Annotated in this window: 20 protein-coding genes; 7 read left to right on the top strand and 13 right to left on the bottom strand. The window is 74.4% G+C overall.

Annotation, left to right across the window (positions count from 1 at the left end):
• Positions 1-12: 12 nt before the first annotated feature.
• On the top strand, positions 13-357 hold the full coding sequence (locus IT780_RS27450) for a hypothetical protein (RefSeq protein WP_199514674.1): 345 nt from the start codon (positions 13-15) through the stop codon (positions 355-357).
• Here the strand turns inward: IT780_RS27450 and IT780_RS27455 are convergent.
• Together IT780_RS27455 and IT780_RS27460 are read right to left on the bottom strand one after the other, a co-directional pair.
• Positions 348-1,634, bottom strand: coding sequence for a PA0049 family protein (locus tag IT780_RS27455; protein WP_199514675.1), 1,287 nt, complete (start codon positions 1,632-1,634; stop codon positions 348-350). The genes IT780_RS27450 and IT780_RS27455 overlap by 10 nt on opposite strands.
• Before the next feature lie 53 nt (positions 1,635-1,687).
• Complete coding sequence (locus tag IT780_RS27460; RefSeq protein WP_199514676.1) at positions 1,688-2,584, bottom strand: DMT family transporter; 897 nt, start codon at positions 2,582-2,584, stop codon at positions 1,688-1,690.
• Positions 2,585-2,630: 46 nt separating this feature from the next.
• On the opposite strand from IT780_RS27460, the gene pdxR reads away from it, so the two are divergent.
• Positions 2,631-4,022 carry a MocR-like pyridoxine biosynthesis transcription factor PdxR gene (gene pdxR, locus IT780_RS27465; RefSeq protein ID WP_307831411.1) on the top strand — a complete coding sequence of 464 codons (1,392 nt, stop codon included), beginning with the start codon at positions 2,631-2,633 and terminating at the stop codon, positions 4,020-4,022.
• On the opposite strand, the gene IT780_RS27470 is transcribed toward pdxR, so the two are convergent.
• The gene (locus IT780_RS27470) at positions 4,019-4,402 is read right to left on the bottom strand and encodes a hypothetical protein (protein WP_199514677.1); all 384 of its coding nucleotides are present in this window, start codon (positions 4,400-4,402) and stop codon (positions 4,019-4,021) included. The genes pdxR and IT780_RS27470 overlap by 4 nt on opposite strands.
• Positions 4,402-5,070 (bottom strand): TetR/AcrR family transcriptional regulator, encoded by a 669-nt coding sequence (locus tag IT780_RS27475; protein ID WP_199514678.1) that lies wholly within the window; start codon positions 5,068-5,070, stop codon positions 4,402-4,404. Before IT780_RS27475 ends, IT780_RS27470 begins: the two co-directional genes overlap by 1 nt.
• A gap of 192 nt (positions 5,071-5,262) precedes the next feature.
• On the opposite strand from IT780_RS27475, the gene IT780_RS27480 reads away from it, so the two are divergent.
• Positions 5,263-6,318 carry a sensor domain-containing diguanylate cyclase gene (locus IT780_RS27480; protein WP_199514679.1) on the top strand — a complete coding sequence of 352 codons (1,056 nt, stop codon included), beginning with the start codon at positions 5,263-5,265 and terminating at the stop codon, positions 6,316-6,318.
• On the opposite strand, the gene IT780_RS27485 is transcribed toward IT780_RS27480, so the two are convergent.
• From IT780_RS27485 to IT780_RS27525, 9 genes are read right to left on the bottom strand one after another with little or no spacing between them, the layout of a single operon-like run.
• The gene (locus IT780_RS27485; RefSeq protein WP_199514680.1) at positions 6,299-7,084 is read right to left on the bottom strand and encodes an IclR family transcriptional regulator domain-containing protein; all 786 of its coding nucleotides are present in this window, start codon (positions 7,082-7,084) and stop codon (positions 6,299-6,301) included. The genes IT780_RS27480 and IT780_RS27485 overlap by 20 nt on opposite strands.
• A gap of 10 nt (positions 7,085-7,094) precedes the next feature.
• The gene (gene pcaC / locus IT780_RS27490; RefSeq protein ID WP_199514681.1) at positions 7,095-7,478 is read right to left on the bottom strand and encodes a 4-carboxymuconolactone decarboxylase; all 384 of its coding nucleotides are present in this window, start codon (positions 7,476-7,478) and stop codon (positions 7,095-7,097) included.
• Positions 7,471-8,229: a 3-oxoadipate enol-lactonase gene (pcaD, locus tag IT780_RS27495; protein WP_199514682.1), complete on the bottom strand. Its 759-nt coding sequence runs from the start codon at positions 8,227-8,229 to the stop codon at positions 7,471-7,473. Before pcaD ends, pcaC begins: the two co-directional genes overlap by 8 nt.
• The gene (gene pcaB, locus IT780_RS27500) at positions 8,226-9,536 is read right to left on the bottom strand and encodes a 3-carboxy-cis,cis-muconate cycloisomerase (RefSeq protein WP_233413620.1); all 1,311 of its coding nucleotides are present in this window, start codon (positions 9,534-9,536) and stop codon (positions 8,226-8,228) included. The genes pcaD and pcaB overlap by 4 nt, the downstream gene beginning before the upstream one ends.
• Positions 9,508-10,023, bottom strand: a complete 516-nt coding sequence (gene pcaG, locus IT780_RS27505) for a protocatechuate 3,4-dioxygenase subunit alpha (protein ID WP_199514684.1) — start codon at positions 10,021-10,023, stop codon at positions 9,508-9,510. Before pcaG ends, pcaB begins: the two co-directional genes overlap by 29 nt.
• Positions 10,020-10,697, bottom strand: coding sequence for a protocatechuate 3,4-dioxygenase subunit beta (gene pcaH / locus IT780_RS27510; RefSeq protein ID WP_199514685.1), 678 nt, complete (start codon positions 10,695-10,697; stop codon positions 10,020-10,022). Before pcaH ends, pcaG begins: the two co-directional genes overlap by 4 nt.
• On the bottom strand, positions 10,694-11,461 hold the full coding sequence (locus IT780_RS27515; protein ID WP_199514686.1) for a CoA-transferase subunit beta: 768 nt from the start codon (positions 11,459-11,461) through the stop codon (positions 10,694-10,696). The genes pcaH and IT780_RS27515 overlap by 4 nt, the downstream gene beginning before the upstream one ends.
• Complete coding sequence (locus tag IT780_RS27520; RefSeq protein WP_199514687.1) at positions 11,458-12,252, bottom strand: CoA transferase subunit A; 795 nt, start codon at positions 12,250-12,252, stop codon at positions 11,458-11,460. The genes IT780_RS27515 and IT780_RS27520 overlap by 4 nt, the downstream gene beginning before the upstream one ends.
• Positions 12,249-13,391 (bottom strand): 4-hydroxybenzoate 3-monooxygenase, encoded by a 1,143-nt coding sequence (locus IT780_RS27525; protein ID WP_199514688.1) that lies wholly within the window; start codon positions 13,389-13,391, stop codon positions 12,249-12,251. Before IT780_RS27525 ends, IT780_RS27520 begins: the two co-directional genes overlap by 4 nt.
• Before the next feature lie 95 nt (positions 13,392-13,486).
• On the opposite strand from IT780_RS27525, the gene IT780_RS27530 reads away from it, so the two are divergent.
• Genes IT780_RS27530 through IT780_RS27545 form a run of 4 tightly spaced genes read left to right on the top strand, consistent with a single transcriptional unit; the run spans position 13,487 to position 16,764 of the window.
• On the top strand, positions 13,487-14,443 hold the full coding sequence (locus IT780_RS27530) for an ABC transporter substrate-binding protein (protein ID WP_199514689.1): 957 nt from the start codon (positions 13,487-13,489) through the stop codon (positions 14,441-14,443).
• Positions 14,440-15,192 (top strand): ABC transporter permease, encoded by a 753-nt coding sequence (locus IT780_RS27535; RefSeq protein ID WP_199514690.1) that lies wholly within the window; start codon positions 14,440-14,442, stop codon positions 15,190-15,192. Before IT780_RS27530 ends, IT780_RS27535 begins: the two co-directional genes overlap by 4 nt.
• The gene (locus IT780_RS27540; protein ID WP_199514691.1) at positions 15,189-15,950 is read left to right on the top strand and encodes an ABC transporter permease; all 762 of its coding nucleotides are present in this window, start codon (positions 15,189-15,191) and stop codon (positions 15,948-15,950) included. The genes IT780_RS27535 and IT780_RS27540 overlap by 4 nt, the downstream gene beginning before the upstream one ends.
• Positions 15,951-15,963: 13 nt before the next feature.
• The gene (locus IT780_RS27545) at positions 15,964-16,764 is read left to right on the top strand and encodes an ABC transporter ATP-binding protein (protein WP_199514692.1); all 801 of its coding nucleotides are present in this window, start codon (positions 15,964-15,966) and stop codon (positions 16,762-16,764) included.
• The last annotated feature ends 3 nt before the right edge of the window (positions 16,765-16,767 follow it).

Below are 16,767 nucleotides of genomic sequence, written 5' to 3' on the forward strand. Positions count from 1 at the left end.
TAGGGCATCGCCATGGTTGCGCTGCGCCTTGCCCTGGCCGGACGGGCCGTCTACGGCTTCGCCCTGCTGCTGATGCCGGACACCGTGCTCCGCGCGACGGGCCGGGCCCCGGCGCGCGGCGCTGTCGCCGTGGCCCGCGTGCTCGGCGCGCGGCACGTGCTGCAGGCCGTCGCGGCGGCCGCGGCGCCCACCGGGCGGATGACGGCTTTCGGGGCGGCCGTCGACACCGTCCATGCGGCCACGGATCTCGCCGTCGCGGCGGTGTCCCCGTGGTGGCGCCGCTCGGCCCTGACCGACTCCGTCGTCGCCGCCGGCCTGGCCGCCGCGGGATGGACGGATGCCCGGCGCTACCGCTGAGCGGCCGCGGTCCCGGCCGCCTCGACCAGCGCGACGGTCTGCTCGATCGTCGCCGCCCGGTCGGCCGAGAACGCGTCGTCGATGATGACGAGCGGGTCGGCCGGGTACACCAGGGCGGAGATGTGCAGGTGGCCGCCCGGTACGTCGGTCGCGCCCAGCTCCAGGCGCAGGCGGTTGGAGCGGTACATGCTCTCGTTCGACAGGTAGTTGCCGCCGCCGCCCGACTGCGCCTGGCCGCCCGGGGACGGGCCGTCGTCGCGGCACTCGACCGGCCCGGCCGGGCGCGTGCCCGCCGGCCACTCGCAGATCCGCGGGTTCAGCGCGGTCGGCCACGGGCCGGTCCCGGCGTCGATCATCGCCCGGTACGGCAGGGTCGTCTCGATGAACTCCGGCGTCGGCGAGGGCTGCGGCCAGCGCGGCGCCGGCGGGATCAGCTCGGCCTCGCCCTCGTTGTTGTTGTCCGGGGAGCCGCCGCGCCACGCCCCGGCCCACTGCTCGATGTTCATGACGCCGCGCAGGCCCTGGCTGATTGTCATGATCAGGTCGGCGCGCTCCCGCGAGCCCGGGGTCAGGTGCGGGCCGAATGCGTCCTCGACGATGCCGGCGTCGAAGCCGCTCCAGGTGACGGGCAGGACGACGGACTGCACCCGGATGCGGGTACGCCCCTCGCGGTACATCAGCCCGTCGAGCTGCAGCGCCGACGCGCCCGACGGGTTGGAGCGGCGGATCTCCCCGTTGAGCTGATACGGGTCGAACCCGCTCACCAGCACCCGCTTCACCCCGCGCCCGTACGTGGTGGAGGTGATCCCGCGGGACGCGTACTCGTAGGTCCTGAGCAGTGCGGACCGCTCGGCGCCGGAGAGCGCGAACCGGGGCGACCACTGCCGGACGTCGCGGGTGCCCATCAGCCGCGACCAGTAGAGCGGGCGGTCGTCGTAGCGCTCGATGGTTCCCATGTGGACGCGGCCCTGGGCGCGCGCGACAGCGGTTTCCCACAGCCGCGCGCCTTCACGCTGCAGCAGCCGCCGCGCGGCGGAGACGGACGGCGCGCGGCAGAGGTCTCGCTCCAGCTTCTCCACGTACGGCGTGAAGCCACCGGACTCGACCAGCTCGTACGGCACCCGCACGCCACCGGGCAGGGCGGGGGTCTCGATGCGGCTCTCCTCGTACGTGACGGGGGCGCCGCGGTCGTAACAGGGGCGGGCGTCGGACGCGGTGGCCGCCTGGGGAACACCCAGGACGGTGGCGCAGACGGCGATCACGGTGAACAGGCGCACCGGGGTACCTGCCTTCGTCGGCGAAGGGATCGACGCGCTTCACTCTATATCCGTCATGCCGGGTTGGCCGCGGGCTGCGGGGCGCGCGGTGCGGGGGAGGGGCGCAGGCCGAGCGCCAGGCCCACCGCCACCGTCGCGATGCCGCCCCACACCAGCGGTTGCGGCGCCGGGCCGCCCAGCGCCACGCCGGTGAGCGCCGCCGCGACCGGGGCGATGCCGGTGAGCAGGCCGGCGGTGCCCGCCCCGAGCCGCGCCACGCTGCCGTACCAGAGGACGAAGGCGACCGCGGTCACCATGACGGCCAGGTAGCCGCCCGCGAGCAGGTCCCGCGAGGTGAGCCGGCCGACTGCCGCCGGTCCCTCGTGGACGGTGCCGAGGACGGCGAGCATCGCGGCGGCCAGCCAGACGGCGTGCACGGACACCCCGACCGGGCCGTGGCGTCCCAGCACCGGCACGGCGAGCAGCGTGAACGCCGCCTCGCACGCGAACGCCACGGTGGCCCAGGCCAGACCTGCGGCGTCCGTACGCCCCAGGCCCTGCACCAGCGCGGCCCCGGCGGTCACGACGATCGCGGCGGTGAGCACCGTACGGCTCGGCCCGCGCCCCTCCAGCAGCGGCCCGGCGACCGCCATCAGGGGCGGTACGCAGGCCACCGCCACGCCCAGCACCGCGGGCTCGGCGTGCCGGGCGCCCTGCACGAGCGCCACGTTGAAGATCACCAGGCCGGTGCCGGCGATCCCGGCCAGCCACGCCCACTCGCCGCCGCGGGGGCGCAGCAGGTGTACGCCGCGGGCCCGGGCGAAGGCGAGCAGCAGCAGGCAGGCCACGGCGTAGCGCAGGGCCTGGGTGGTGAACAGGGGAGCGTCGGAGAGCGCGCCGGAGACCGCGACGCTGCCGCCGACGCAACACATCGCGGCGGAGCCGGACATCAGGGAGACGAGACGGGACATGAGGTCCATGCTGCGTGGCGTATGGTCCTGTCCCAAGGACCATTTCGTGGCTCCCGGGGAGGACCAAATCGACCTGCTGGGCGCACCGCCGGCGCGAGGCCGCACCGCGTGGCTCGCCGACGGGCTGCGCGCCGCGATCGGCGAGGGGCGGCTCGCCCCCGGCTCCCGGCTGCCCGCGACCCGGGTGCTCGCCGGCGACCTCGGGGTGTCGCGCGGGGTGGTCGTCGAGGCGTACCAGCGGCTCACCGACGAAGGGCTGCTCACCGGCCGGACGGGCGCGGGCACCACGGTCACCGCCCGGGCGCCACGGCCGCGTGCTCAGCCCGTACGCCCGGAACCCGGTGGCCTGCGCCTGCCGCAACGCCCGTCCGCGGACATCGACCTGGACCTGTCGCCGGGGGTTCCCGACCTGTCGGCCTTCCCGCGCGCCGCCTGGCTGCGCGCCGAACGGACCGTGCTGGCCGAGGCGACCACCGCCGACCTCGGGTACGGCGACCCGCGCGGCAACCCCGGCCTGCGCGCCGAGCTCGCGTCCTGGCTCGCCCGCAACCGGGGCGTACGGGCGACCGCGGACGACGTCATCGTGGTGAACGGGGTGGCGCAGGCCCTCGCGCTGCTCAGCCAGACGTTGCGGGCCCGCGGCGTCGAGGCGTGCGGCATGGAGGACCCCGGTTCCCGCGGTTCCCGCGACGAGCTGCGGCACTGGGGCGTCGAGCCGGTGCCGGTGCCCGTCGACGCGTACGGCATCCGCGTGAGCGACCTGGCCGCGGCCGGCGTGGACGCGGTCCTGCTCACCCCGGCCCACCAGTTCCCCACCGGCGTGGTGCTCAGCCCGCGCCGCCGCCTGGCGCTGCTGGAGTGGCCCGGGCTGATCATCGAGGACGACTACGACGCCGAGCACCGCTACGACCGGGCCCCGGTCGCGGCGTTGCAGGCTTCCGCACCGGACCGGATCGCGTACTGCGGCAGCGTGTCCAAGTCGCTCGCCCCCGGCATGCGCCTGGGCTGGCTCATCGCGCCGCGGCACCTGCACGCCGACCTGGTCACCGCCAAGCACGCCAGCGACCTGGGCAACCCGGCGCTGCCGCAGCTCATCCTGACCCGGCTGCTCGCTACCGGCGACCACGACCGGCATCTGCGCACGGTCCGCCGCCGCCAGCGCAGGCACCGCGACGCGCTCGTGGCGGCGCTGCGCGAGCACGTGCCGGCCGCCCGGGTCGAGGGCGTGGCGGCGGGCCTGCACGTCCTGGTCACCCTGCCGGACGGCACGGACGACGTGGCGCTGGCGCAGCGGATCGCGGCGGCGGGCGTCCGGGTGCAGCCGCTGTCCTGGCACCGGCGGCTGCCGGGACCGCCCGGCCTGGTGATCGGCTACGCGGCCCAGCCGCCGGACCGCCTGGCCGAGGCCGTCCGCCGCATCGGCTCGATCGTCGGCTAACCCGTGGGGCAGTAGCGGGTGCGCGAGCCGTACGTGCGGTCCACGAGCTCCACATGGGCCAGCTGGGGCACCACGGACGCCAGCTCCCCGTAGAGATGACGCGCGACCAGCTCGAACGTCGGACGGAACGGGAACCGCGCGGTCCACGGCCCGTCGCCCAGGGCCTCCGCCCATCGCTCCAGCCGCACGGCCAGCTCGTCGGTGTCGACGTACCACCCGCGCGCGGTCAGCTGGTCGTCGTCGAAGGCGACCCCGGCGCGCAGCACCACCTCGATGTCCTCGCCGGCGCCGAGCCGGTGGCCGCCTCGCGCCGCCAGGACCGGTGACGGCAGTCCCTGCCGGGCCCGGAAGACCCGTTCCACCTCGACCAGGTACGCCATCAGCGGCCCGGGCGGGGCGTGACCAGGATGCCGTTGAGCACCACGAGGAAGGCCCAGCGCAGCCGCTCACCGCCGGAGAGCAGCTCCTCGCCCAGCGCCGCGATGTTCGGGTAGATCTCGGGTGGGGCGGTGCGGACTGTCTCGACCAGCGTGTTCCACGTGTCCTCGTCCACCGGTGTGCTCGCCGCGTGCTCGGCGGCCGACGCGGTGGCGTACTGCAGCAGGATGTCGATCGCCCAGGCCGCCCGGTCGCCGGGCACCTCGCCCTCGGCGAGCAGCGTCAGCATGGTCTCGATGAGGGCGAGGTAGTGCGGGCCGGACGGCCGGGACAGCAGCGCGGACTGCGCCAGGCCCGGGTTGGCGAACAGGATCCGGGTGTACGACTCCAGCACGCTCACCAGGCGCTCCTGCCACGGCCCGGCGCCGCCGGCGGGGGTCAGGTCCACCTCGCCGAGCAGCTCGTCGAGGACGGCGGCGTGCAGCTCGGCGGTGTTGCGCACGTACACGTAGAGCGAGGCCGGCCCGGTGTCGAGCTCGGTGGCCAGGCGGCGCATCGTCACCCGGGCCAGGCCCTCGGCGCGCATCACCGCGACGGCGGTGGCGACGATGCCGTCGCGGGTGAGCGCGGGTTTCGCCGGGCGCTCGCGGCGGCTCTGCGGGGGTGCCATCCGCCTACCGTAGGAGATCGCCGGCCGGCGACCGGCGCGGCCCGCGCGGCGAATCGGCCGTATTATGCCCGCGAAGGTCATCACCGGGGCGAAATCGTTCACAACCGCCCCGGGCATGCCGATCACTGGTCCACAACTGGTGACGGTATGGACTACGGTCAGTTGATCGAAACCCTGGCCGAGGGAGGTGGGATGGCGGGCGCCGACACCCATTTGCAGGCTCTCCGGACCCTGCACGCGGTGACCAAGCGGGTGCATGCCAGCCTCGACCTCACCCAGACCCTCGACGCCGTGGCGTGGGGCGTCGTGGAGGTGGCCGGGTTCGGCCTGGCCGCGGTCAACCTCGCCGAGGACAACGGCGACTACACCACCGTGGCGGTGGCGGGCAGCGACGACCTGCGCGACGAGCTGCTCGGCAGCCGGGGCTCGGCGGAGAACTGGCGTGAGCTGTTCCGCCGTGCCGAGCGGTGGGGCACGTTGTACTTCGTCGACCACCGCACCGGCGTGCCGGACAGCCTCTACACCTGGGTTCCCGACATCGCCGAGACCGACGACCCGGACCGGTGGCACCCGATGGACTGCCTGTTCGCGCCGCTGATGGCGCCCGGCGGGGAGTGGGTCGGCGTGCTGAGCGTGGACCTGCCCGATGGGCTGCGCAAGCCCGGTCCGGAGCAACTGGAGATCCTGGCCCTGTTCGCCGAGCACGCCGCCATCGCGATCCAGCACGCGCGGCTGCACTCGGCCCTCGAACGCAGCCAGGCCGAGGCCGAGCACGCGGCCACCCACGACTGCCTGACCGGCCTGGCCAACCGCACCCTGCTGCGCACCCGCGCCGAGGCCATCCGGTCCCGCCCCGGCGTGGAGATCGCCGCGCTCGTCGTCGACCTGGACGGGTTCAAGAAGGTCAACGACGACGCCGGGCACGAGGCCGGCGACGAGGTGCTGTGCGTGGTCGCCGAGCGGCTGCGCCACCACCTGCGCGACGGCGACGTCATCGCCCGGACCGGCGGCGACGAGTTCGTGGCCCTGGTCACCGGCACCGGCCTGCACGCCTCGATCGCGGAGACCGCGGAGCGGCTGCGCGCCGCGCTCGCCGAGCCGATCAGCGGCCCCACCGGGGTGCACCGGGTGGGCGCCAGCGTCGGGTGGGCGCTCGGGAGGACCGGCGACGACCTCGAGCGGCTGGTCGCCGAGGCGGACCACGCGATGTACCGGCAGAAGCGGCGTACTAGCGCCGGGGTGCCGTGACCCGGAGGTCGGCGTCGATCGCCGCGGTGGCGGCCAGCAGGCGGGGCAGCAGGGTGCTCCGCAGGAAGCCCACCGAGGTCCGGCTGGCGTGCACGGAGACGTTGACGGCGGCGACCACGGCGCCCGTACGGTCGTGCACCGGCGCGGCCATCGACCGCAGCCCCTCCTCCAGCTCCTGGTCCACGATCGCGTAGCCCTGCTCGCGGACCCGCTTGAGCTCGGTACGCAGCGCCTCGGCCGAGGTCACCGTCCGGCCCGTCAGCGGCTCCAGCGCCACCCGGGCCAGGAACGCCTCGAGGTGGGCGTCCGGCAGGTTCGCCACCAGGACCCGGCCCATGCTGGTCGCGTACGCCGGGAACCGGGTGCCCACGTTGATCGCCACCGTCATGATCCGCCGGGTCGGCACCCGGGCCACGTAGACGACGTCGTCGCCGTCGAGCACCGACATCGACGACGACTCGTGGACGTCGGCGACCAGGCGCTCCAGGTGCGGCTCGGCCACCTCGGGCAGCGACAGGCTGGACAGGAACGAGTAGCCCAGCTCGAGCACCCGCGGCGTGAGCGAGAACAGCCGGCCGTCGGTGCGCACATACCCGAGGTCGGTGAGGGTGAGCAGGAACCGGCGGGCGGCGGCCCGGGTGAGGTCGCAGATGCGGGCGACCTCGCTGAGCGTGAGCTCGGGGTGGTGCGCGTCGAAGGCGCGGATGACCGCCAGCCCGCGCTCCAGGGACTGCACGTAGTGGGGCTCACGGGGCTGGTCGCTCATCGCAGGCACCTTAACCGGCCGTGGGGTCTTCTTCGCCGAGGACCTGCTGCGCCAGGCGGAAGGCGGAGTTGGCGGCGGGGACGCCCGCGTACACGGCGGTGTGCAGGAGCACCTCGGCGATCTCCTGGGGGCTCAGGCCGTTGCGCCGGGCCGCCCGGACGTGCATCGGGAGTTCGTCGTGGCAGCGCAGGGCCGTCAGCACGGCCAGCGTCACGCAGCTGCGGGTACGCCGGTCCAGCCCGTCGCGCGTCCACACGCCGCCCCAGGCGTACCGGGTGATGAAGTCCTGGAACGGCTCGGTGAACTCCGTCGTGGCGGCCACCGCCCGGTCCACGTGCGTGTCGCCCAGGACCTCGCGGCGCACGGCCATCCCGTCGTCGTACGCGTCAGCCATCCAGGGCCTCCAGGATCAGTCGGGTGGCCTCGGCGGGCCGCTCGTACGTGGCCAGGTGCGCCGCCCGGTCGAGCACGGCCAGGCGGGCGCCGGGGACGGCGGTGGCGATGGCCTCGCCGTGCGCGGGCGGGGTCGCGGGGTCGTCCGCGCCGGCCAGCACCAGCGTGGGCGCGGCGATGCGGGGCAGGTCGGCGCGGAGGTCCATCTCCTCGATGGCGGCGCAGGAGCCCGCGTACCCGGCCGCCGGGGTCGCCGCGATCATGTCCCGCAACCGCCGGGTCTCGTCCGGGCGCAGCGCCGCGAACTCCGGAGTGACCCAGCGGGCGACGACCGTGTCGGCGACAGCCCCGGTCCCGCGGGCACGGACGGTGGCGGCGCGCTCGGCCCACGACGACGGCGGTCCGAGCAGCGCCGACGTGCAGCAGAGCACGAGCCGGCCGACGCGCTCGGGGGCGTACGCGGCCAGCCACATCGCCGTCATCCCGCCCAGCGACAGCCCGCAGAGGTGCGCCCGCGCAGCGCCGAGGTGGTCCAGCAGGTCGAGCGCGTCCCCGCCGAGGTCGGCCAGGCTGTACCGGCCCGGGGGTACGGCGGAACGCCCGTGCCCGCGCGTGTCGTAGCGGATCACCCGGAACCGGCGGGACAGCGCCGGCATCTGCGGCTCCCACATGGACAGGTCGGCGCCCAGCGAGTTGATCAGCAGCAGCGGCGGCGCCTCCGGCGGGCCGTCCACCCGGTGATGACCGATCATCGCCGGGCGTCCCGCAGCGCGCGGTCGATCAGCGCGTCGGCGCTGCCGAGATAGCCGGCCGGGTCGAGCAGCCGCTCCACCTCGGCGGGCGGCAGCTGGGCGGTGATCGCCGGGTCCGACGCGAGGTCGCCCCGCGCGACGGCCTCGCGGACCAGGTCGTGTCCCTTCGGGCCCAGCGCCGCCGCGAGCCGCTCGGCCAGGAGCGCGCCGTGCGTGAGCTCGAGGTTGCGGCGCATGCGGTCCCGGTCCACCCGCAGCCCGCCGAGCGAGGCCCGCAGGTGGTACGCCGCGGCACCGGCTCCCTCGAGCAGCGCCCGCAGCGGCCGCCACTCCGCGTGCCAGTTCCCCGCCGCCCGCTGGTGTTCCTGAGGCATCACCGCGAGCAGCGTCGCCACGAGCCCCGGTGTGGTGGCGGCCGCCGCGCAGGCGCTGATCGCGTGGATCGGGTTGTGCTTGTGCGGCAGCGTCGACGAGCCGCCCCCGCCGCCGCCCTCGGACACCTCCCCGACCTCGGTCTGGGCGTACAGCACGATGTCCCGGGCAGCCTTGCCGGCGGCGCCCGCCGCGGTGCCCAGCGCCCCGGCCAGCTCGCCGACCCGGGTGCGCTCGGTGTGCCAGGGCAGCTCCGGCTCGGCCAGGCCCAGCTCCTCGCTGTACGCCGCGACGAGCCCGAGCGCGTCGCCCCCGTACGCCGCGAGGGTGCCGGCGGCCCCGCCGAGCTGGGCGGCGAGCCGGTGCCCGCGGACCTCCGCGAGCCGGCGTCGGGCGGCGGTCAGGCCGGTGAGCCAGCCCGCGGCGACCAGCCCGAACGTGGTCGGCAGCGCCTGCTGCAGCAGCGTGCGCCCCGCGACGAGCGTGCCGCGGTGCCGTTCGGCCAGGTTCGCCGCGTGGTCAGCCGCCGCGCCGAGATCGTCCAGCAGCGGCCCGAGGGCGCGGTGGGCGACCAGCATGGCGGCGGTGTCCACGATGTCCTGGCTGGTGGCGCCGCGGTGCACCAGCGCGGCGGCGTCACCCGGCACGGCGGCCCGCAGCCGCCGGACCAGCGGCACCACCGGGTTGCCGGTCTCCGCGGCCTCGACGCCGAGCGCCGCCACGTCGACCTCCAGCCCGGCGCACGCCGCGACGACCACTTCCGCGTCAGCGGCCGGCGCGCGCCCGGTGCGGGCGGCGGCGCGGGCCAGGGCGGCCTCGGCGTCGAGCAGCGCGCGGACCCAGGCGGCGTCGCTCACCGCGGCGCGGACGGCCCCGGCGGCCAGCACCCCGTCGAACAGGCCACCGTCAGAGGTCGAAGAAGACGGTCTCATCATCACCCTGCAGCCTGATGTCGAAGCGGTAGCCCTCGTCGTCGCGCTCGGCGAGCAGCGTGTGCCGCCGCTCCGGCGGGACCGTGGCCAGCACCTTGTCGCCGCCGTTCGCCTCCGCCTCGTCGGCGAAGTAGAGCCGGGTGACGACGCGGTGCAGCAGGCCGCGGGCGAAGACCGAGACCACGAGGTGCGGCGCCTGACCCTCGACCGGGCCCGGTTTGACCGTACGGATCGCCCACCGCCCGTCGTCGTCCGTGCCGCACCGGCCGAACCCCCGGAACCCGGGCGTGTGGAAGCGCCCCTGCGGGTCCGCCTGCCAGGTCTCCACCAGCGCGTCGGGGAGCGGCTCGCCGGCGCCGTCGCGGATCCGGCCGTGCAGCCATACCGCCCCGGGCGCGTCCTCAGCGACCACGTACGGCCCCTCGGCCCAGGTCAGCCCGATCGACAGGTACGGCCCGACGGTCTGCGAAGGAGTCGGCCCCGCGCTCATGACGTCTCCATCGGGGTGGCGGAGTTTCCGCTGAGCACGATGTCGAACCGGTAACCCAGCGCCCACGACTCCACGGTGGCGGACAGGTCGAACTGGGAGACGAGCCGGTCGCGCGCGAACTCCGGCACCGAGTTGTAGATCGGGTCGTACGCGAACAGCGGATCGTCCGGGAAGTACATCTGGGTGACGAGGCGCTGGGTGAACGCCCGTCCGAACAGCGAGAAGTGGATGTGCGCCGGCCGCCACGCGTTCGGGTGGTTGCCCCACGGGTAGGCGCCCGGCTTCACCGTCACGAAGCGGTAGTGCCCCTGCCCGTCGGTCACCGTGCGGCCCAGCCCGGTGAAGTGCGGGTCGAGCGGCGCATCGTGCCGGTCCCACTTGTGCAGGTAGCGGCCGGCGGCGTTGGCCTGCCACACCTCCACGAGCTGGTCGGCGACCGGCCGGCCGCCGGCGTCGCGTACCTGCCCGTGCACGACGATGCGCTGGCCCTGCGCCTCCCCGGAGCCGTCCACCGACAAATCGGCGTCGCCGGCCACGACCGGTCCCTCGCCCAGCACCGGGCCGGTCAGCTCGCTGAGCGAAGGTGCCAGCAGGATCGGCTGCTGCCGGGGCGCGCGCAGGACCGTCGACCTGTAGCCGGGCGACAGCAGCGGGGGATGGGGTGACGTCGTCATGTCCTCTCCTCGTGCTCGGCGGAGCCGGTCAGGGCCCGCAGCGCCGCCAGCTCGGCGGGGCGGGGCGCTTCGGTGGTGCTCACGGTCGGTGCCAGCCGCAACGGCCAGCCGGTCGCCGCGACGGCCTGTTCCGGGCTGACCCCCGGGTGCAGGTGGGTCAGGACCAGCTCACGGTCGCACGGGTCCGGCTCGAGCACGCCCAGATCGGTGATCACCAGCGCCGGGCCTCCGCCGCGCAGGCCGAGCCGGGCGCGGTCACCCGGCCCGGAGCCGTGCCCCACGGAGGTGACGAAGTCGACCCGGTCGACGAAGGTGCGCCGGGACTGCCGGACCACCACGATCACCTCCCGGCAGGACGCGGCGATCTCCGGCGCGCCGCCGGCGCCGGGCAGGCGTACCCGCGGGTCGGCGTAGTCGTCGCCGATCACCGTGGTGTTGATGTTGCCGAAGCGGTCGAGCTGGGCGGCGCCGAGGAATCCGACGTCGATGCGGCCCGGCTGGAGCCAGTAGTTGAACATCTCCGGCACGCTGACCACCGCGTCGGCGGTCTCGGCCAGCACGCCGTCGCCGATGGACAGCGGCAGCCGGTCCGGCTTGGCGCCGATCGTGCCGGACTCGTAGACCAGCACCAGGTCCGGCGCGTGGGTCCGCCGGGCCAGGTTCGCCGCGGTGCTGGGCAGCCCGATCCCGACGAAGCAGCGGGTGCCGCCGCGCAGCGCCCGGGCGGCCGCGACGGTCATCATCTCGTCCGCCGTCCAGCTCATGAGGTGAGCCCTTCCAGCCAGCGGCCGAACGCCGCGCGGTCCCGGCTGATCGTGTCCCAGTGCTGGTAGTAGTCGTTGTCGCGCTCGCTGAAGCCCATCGCGTACGAGGGATGCGAGCCGCCGGGCACGTGCGCGACCCGCGTGACCGCCCAGGCCGGCAGCACGACCGCGCCGGGTGCCGGGGTGAGCTCGTCGACCACCTCCTCGACGGTGACCAGCGAGCGCGCCGAGGCCAGCACGACCTCCTTGTGCACGCCCGTGATGCCCCAGAACTGCACGTTGCCGCGCCGGTCCGCGCGCTGGGCGTGCACGATCCCGACGTCCGGGTTGAGGGCCGGTACGGCGGTCAGCGTCTCGCCGGTGAACGGGCAGGTGATCGGCGCGATCGTCGCCGTGTGCCGGGGCAGGTCGGTGCCCGTGTACCCGCGCAGCACGGCGAACGGCAGCCCGGAGGCACCCGCCACGTACCGGTTGGCCATGCCGGCGTGGCTGTGCTCCTCGATCTCCAGCGGACCCGGCCAGGCGTGCTGGACGGCGTCGCGGAAGCGGTGCAGCGAGCCGACGCCCGGGTTGCCGGCCCACGAGAACACCAGCTTGCGCGCGCAGCCGGCGCCGATGAGCTGGTCGTACACGATGTCTGGGGTCATCCGGACCAGGGTGAGGCCGCGCCGGCCCTGCCGGATGATCTCGTGCCCGGCGGCGACCGGGATGAGGTGCGTGAAGCCTTCGAGGGCCACGGTGTCGCCGTCGTGCACCAGCTCGGCGACGGCCTCGGCGAGGGTGACGATCACCGCGGCAACCCCACGTAGTTCTCGGCGAGCGTGGTCGCGGCCGCGGTGGAGCCGGTGACGTACGCGAGCTCCGCCACCTGCAGCCCATGGTCGAACGGATCGTCGCCGGGATGCTGGTGCAGCATCGACGTCATCCAGTTCGAGAACCGCTGCACCTGCCAGACGCGCCGCAGACAGGTGTCCGAGTACGCGTCCATGAGCTTCTCGTCCCCGTCGCGGAAGTACGCCGTCAGCGCCTCGGCGAGCACCCGGACGTCCGCGACGGCCAGGTTCAGCCCCTTGGCGCCGGTCGGCGGGACGATGTGCGCCGCGTCCCCGGCCAGGAACAGCCGGTCGTGGCGCATCGGCTCGACGACCACGCTGCGCATCGGCGTGACGCCGCGTTCGAGCACCGGGCCCGCCACGAGCGGCAGTCCGAGGCGCCGGCGCAGCTCGTCCCAGATCCGCTCGTCCGGCCACTCGGCGAGGTCGGTGCCGGGCGGGACCTGCAGGTAGAGCCGCACGATCTCGGGCGTACGCATGCTGTGCAGGGCGAAGCCGCGCTCGTGGTACGCGTACACCAGCTCCTCGTTGGCCGCCGGCGCGCGGGCCAGGATGCCGAGCCACGCGTACGGGTACACCCGCTCGTGCCGGCGTACCGCGCCGGCGGGCAGCGCGCCGGCCGTGACCCCGTGCGAGCCGTCGCAGCCGGCCACGACGTCACATTCCAGCCGCTGTTCCACGCCGTCGTGCTTGTACGTCACCGTGGTGCCGTCGACGCCGGTCACCTCCGCCTCGAAATGCAGCGGGAGGCCGTCGGCGAGCCGGGCGGCGATGAGGTCCTTGACCACCTCCTGCTGGCCGTACACGGTGATGGTCCGGCCGGTCAGGCCCTCCAGGTCGATGCGGTGGCCCGCGCCGGCGAAGCGCAGCTCGATGCCGCGGTGCACCATGCCCTCCCGCCGCATCCGTGCGCCCACCCCGAGGTCCTCCAGCAGGTCCGCGGTGCCGTGCTCCAGCACCCCCGCGCGGACCCTGCCCTCCACGTACGGCCGGGAGCGGCGCTCGAGGATCACCGCGTCGATGCCCTCGCGCTGCAGCAGCCGGGCCAGGACCAGGCCCGCCGGTCCGGCGCCGATGATGCCGACCTGGGTCCGCATGCGCCACCCCTTCCATCGACGCCCGTCATTGACGGCGGCCGTTCTCCATGAGAACTTACGTGCGGAGAGCGCACACGGACAAGAGGAGGCCGCCCATGCGCCGGTGGATCGCGGGGCTCGCGGTGCTCGCCCTCGCCGCGGCCGGGGCCGGTTGCGGCTCCGGCGATGCGGGGAAGGACAGCGGGGGAGCGGACAAGGTCAAGGTCGGCGTCATCCCGATCGTCGACGTGGCGCCCATCTACCTCGGGCAGCAGAAGGGCTTCTTCTCCGCGCGCAGGATCGAGCTGACCATGGAGAGCGGCCAGGGCGGCGCGGCGATCGTGCCGGGCGTGGTCAGCGGCCAGTTCCAGTTCGGCTTCAGCAACCTCACCTCGCTGCTCATCGCGCAGACCAGGAACGTGCCGATCAAGGTGGTGGCCAACGGCGTCGCCTCCACCGGGCAGGCCGGCAAGGACTTCGGCGGCGTTGCCGTGCGCAAGGGCAGTCCCATCACCAAGCCCGCCGACCTGGCCGGCAAGAAGATCGCCGTCAACACGCTCAAGAACATCGGCGACACCACCGTGCGCGAATCGGTCCGCAAGGCCGGCGGCGACCCGGCCGGCATCACGTTCGTGGAGATACCGTTCGCGAACATGCCCGCCGCGCTGGAGGCCGGCCAGGTCGACGCCGCGTGGGTGGTCGAGCCGTCGCTGTCGGCCGTCACCGCCGCCGGTGGCCGTGTCGTGGCGTGGAACTACGTCGACGCGGCGCCCGCCCTCACGGTGGCCGCGTACTTCGCCTCCACGAAGCTGATCGCGGACGACGCCGACCTCGTCGAACGCTTCACCGCCGCGATGAACGAGTCGCTGACCTACGCCGACGCGCACCCCGACGAGGTGCGCGCGGTGCTGGGCTCGTACACGAAGATCGATCCGAAGGTCCGTGCCGCGCTGACCCTGCCGAAGTGGCCCACCACGATCAACCGGTCCTCGGTCGAGACGCTCGCGAAGCTCGGCGCGCAGGACGGCATCTTCGCCGGCGCGACCCCCGACCTGACGAAGATCCTGCCGTGATCCTGCGGCTCTCCGGCCTGGCCGGGCTGCTCCTGCTCGTCGAGGCGCTGCCCCGGCTGGGCCTGGTCGCCGACCTGCCCCCGACCAGCCGGATCCTGACCGCGCTCGCCGACGAGGCGGGCACCACCGCGTTCTGGGCCGCGGTCGGCGACACCCTCACCGCCTGGGCGCTCGGCCTGGTCATCGCCGTCGCCGCCGGGGTCACCGGGGGCCTGGTCATCGGCGCGGTGCCGGCGCTGCGCGCCTGGACCGCCTCCACCGTGGAGTTTCTGCGGCCCATCCCGTCGGTCGCGCTCATCCCGCTCGCCGTCCTGCTGTACGGCACGAGCCTCGGCTCGACTCTGCTCCTGGTGGTGTACGCGGCGTTCTGGCAGGTCCTCGTACAGGTCCTGTACGGGGTGGCCGACGTCGACCCGGTCGCCGACGAGACCGCCCGCAGCTTCCGCTTCAGTCCCTGGGCCCGGCTGCGACACGTGCTCTGGCCGACCGCGCTGCCGTACGTGTTCACCGGCATCCGCCTCGCCGCCGCCGTCGCGCTGGTCCTCGCCGTGACCGCGGAGCTGGTGATCGGCGCCCCCGGCCTCGGCTCGGTGATCGCCGTCGCGCAGAGCTCCGGCGCCCTGCCCACGATGTACGCCCTGATCGTGGTCACCGGCCTGCTCGGCGTCGCCATCAACATCGGCGCCCGCTACGCCGAACGCCGGTTCCTGTCCTGGCACCAGTCCGTCCGCGCGGAGATGGCGCTGTGAGGCGGGCGCTGCGGCTGCTGGCACTGCCGGCCCTGCTCTTCACGGTCTGGTACGCCGCCAGCCTCGGCAGCGAGAACTTCTACGCCCCGCCGCTGCGCACGATCCTGGCCGCGTTCGCCGACACGTGGACCCCGGAGCGCCTGCGCGCGGACGTCCTGCCCAGCCTCGGCAGGCTCACCGCCGGCTACGCGCTCGCGGCGGTGCTCGGCGTCGCCCTGGGCGTGGCCGTCGGGGCGAACCGCCGGCTGCGCGCCGCCGCCGAGCCGGTGCTCGAGTTCTTCCGGGCCGTCCCGCCGCCCGTGCTCGTACCCGTGATCATGCTCTTCGCCGGCATCGGGGACGGCATGAAGATCATCGTCATCGTCTCGGGCTGCGTGTGGCCGGTCCTGCTCAACACCGTCGAGGGGGTGCGCGCCGTCGACGGCGTGCTCAGCGACACCTCCCGCGCGTACGGCGTCACCGGCGTCGCCCGGCTGCGCCACCTGCTCCTGCCGGCCGCGTCCCCGCAGATCGTCGCCGGGCTGCGCCAGGCGCTGTCCATCGCGATCATCCTCATGGTGATCAGCGAGATGGTCGCGGCGAGCAACGGCCTCGGCTTCACCATCGTGCAGTTCCAGCGCAGCTTCGCGATCCCCGAGATGTGGAGCGGCATCATCCTGCTCGGGCTGCTCGGCTTCGTGCTGTCCGAGCTGTTCCGCCTCGCCGAACGCTTCCTGCTCGCCTGGTACCACGGCCTGCGCGACGCCAGCCGCTCCTGAGAGGACGACGACCATGCTGGAGGTCCAGGACCTGCGGAAGGTCTACCGGTCGGACCGGCGTGAGGTGGAGGCGCTGCGCGACCTGACGTTCACCGTCGACGCCGGCGAGCTCGTGTGCCTCGTCGGCCCGTCCGGCTGCGGGAAGACCACGCTGCTGCGCTGCATCGCCGGGCTGCTCGACCCCACCGGCGGCGCCGTGCGCGTCGACGGGCGCGAGGTCGCCGGGCCACCGCCGGGCATGGCGGTCGTCTTCCAGGAGTACGGCCGCAGCCTCTTCCCGTGGATGACCGTGCGTGACAACGTCGAACTGCCCCTCAAGCAGAAGAAGATCCCCAAGGCCCGGCGCGCCACGCTGGTCGCGGACTCCCTGGCCGCGGTCGGTCTCGACGGTACGCAGACCGCGTACCCGTGGCAGCTGTCCGGTGGCATGCAGCAGCGCGTGGCGATCGCCCGGGCGGTGGCGTACGAGCCGTCGATCCTGCTCATGGACGAACCGTTCGCGGCCGTGGACGCGCAGACCCGCGCCGACCTCGAGGACCTCGTCCGCGAGCTGTGGCAGCGGCTCGGCGTGACGATCCTGTTCGTCACCCACGACATCGACGAGGCGGTGTACCTGGGCCAGCGCGTCATCATGCTCTCGGCTTCGCCGACCGTCGTGCAGGATCAGCTGACCGTGGACCTGCCGGCCGCCCGCGACCAGCTGCACACCCGCGCCGACCCTCGGTTCACCGCCCAGCGCACCCGCGTGTACGAGCAGATCCAGGCCGCGAAGGGGCGTACCGCCGCGCAACCTCCGGCGCCCCTGGGCAGTTGATCA

The organism is Nucisporomicrobium flavum, assembly GCF_016464385.1.
GTDB lineage: Bacteria > Actinomycetota > Actinomycetes > Mycobacteriales > Micromonosporaceae > Actinoplanes > Actinoplanes flavus_A.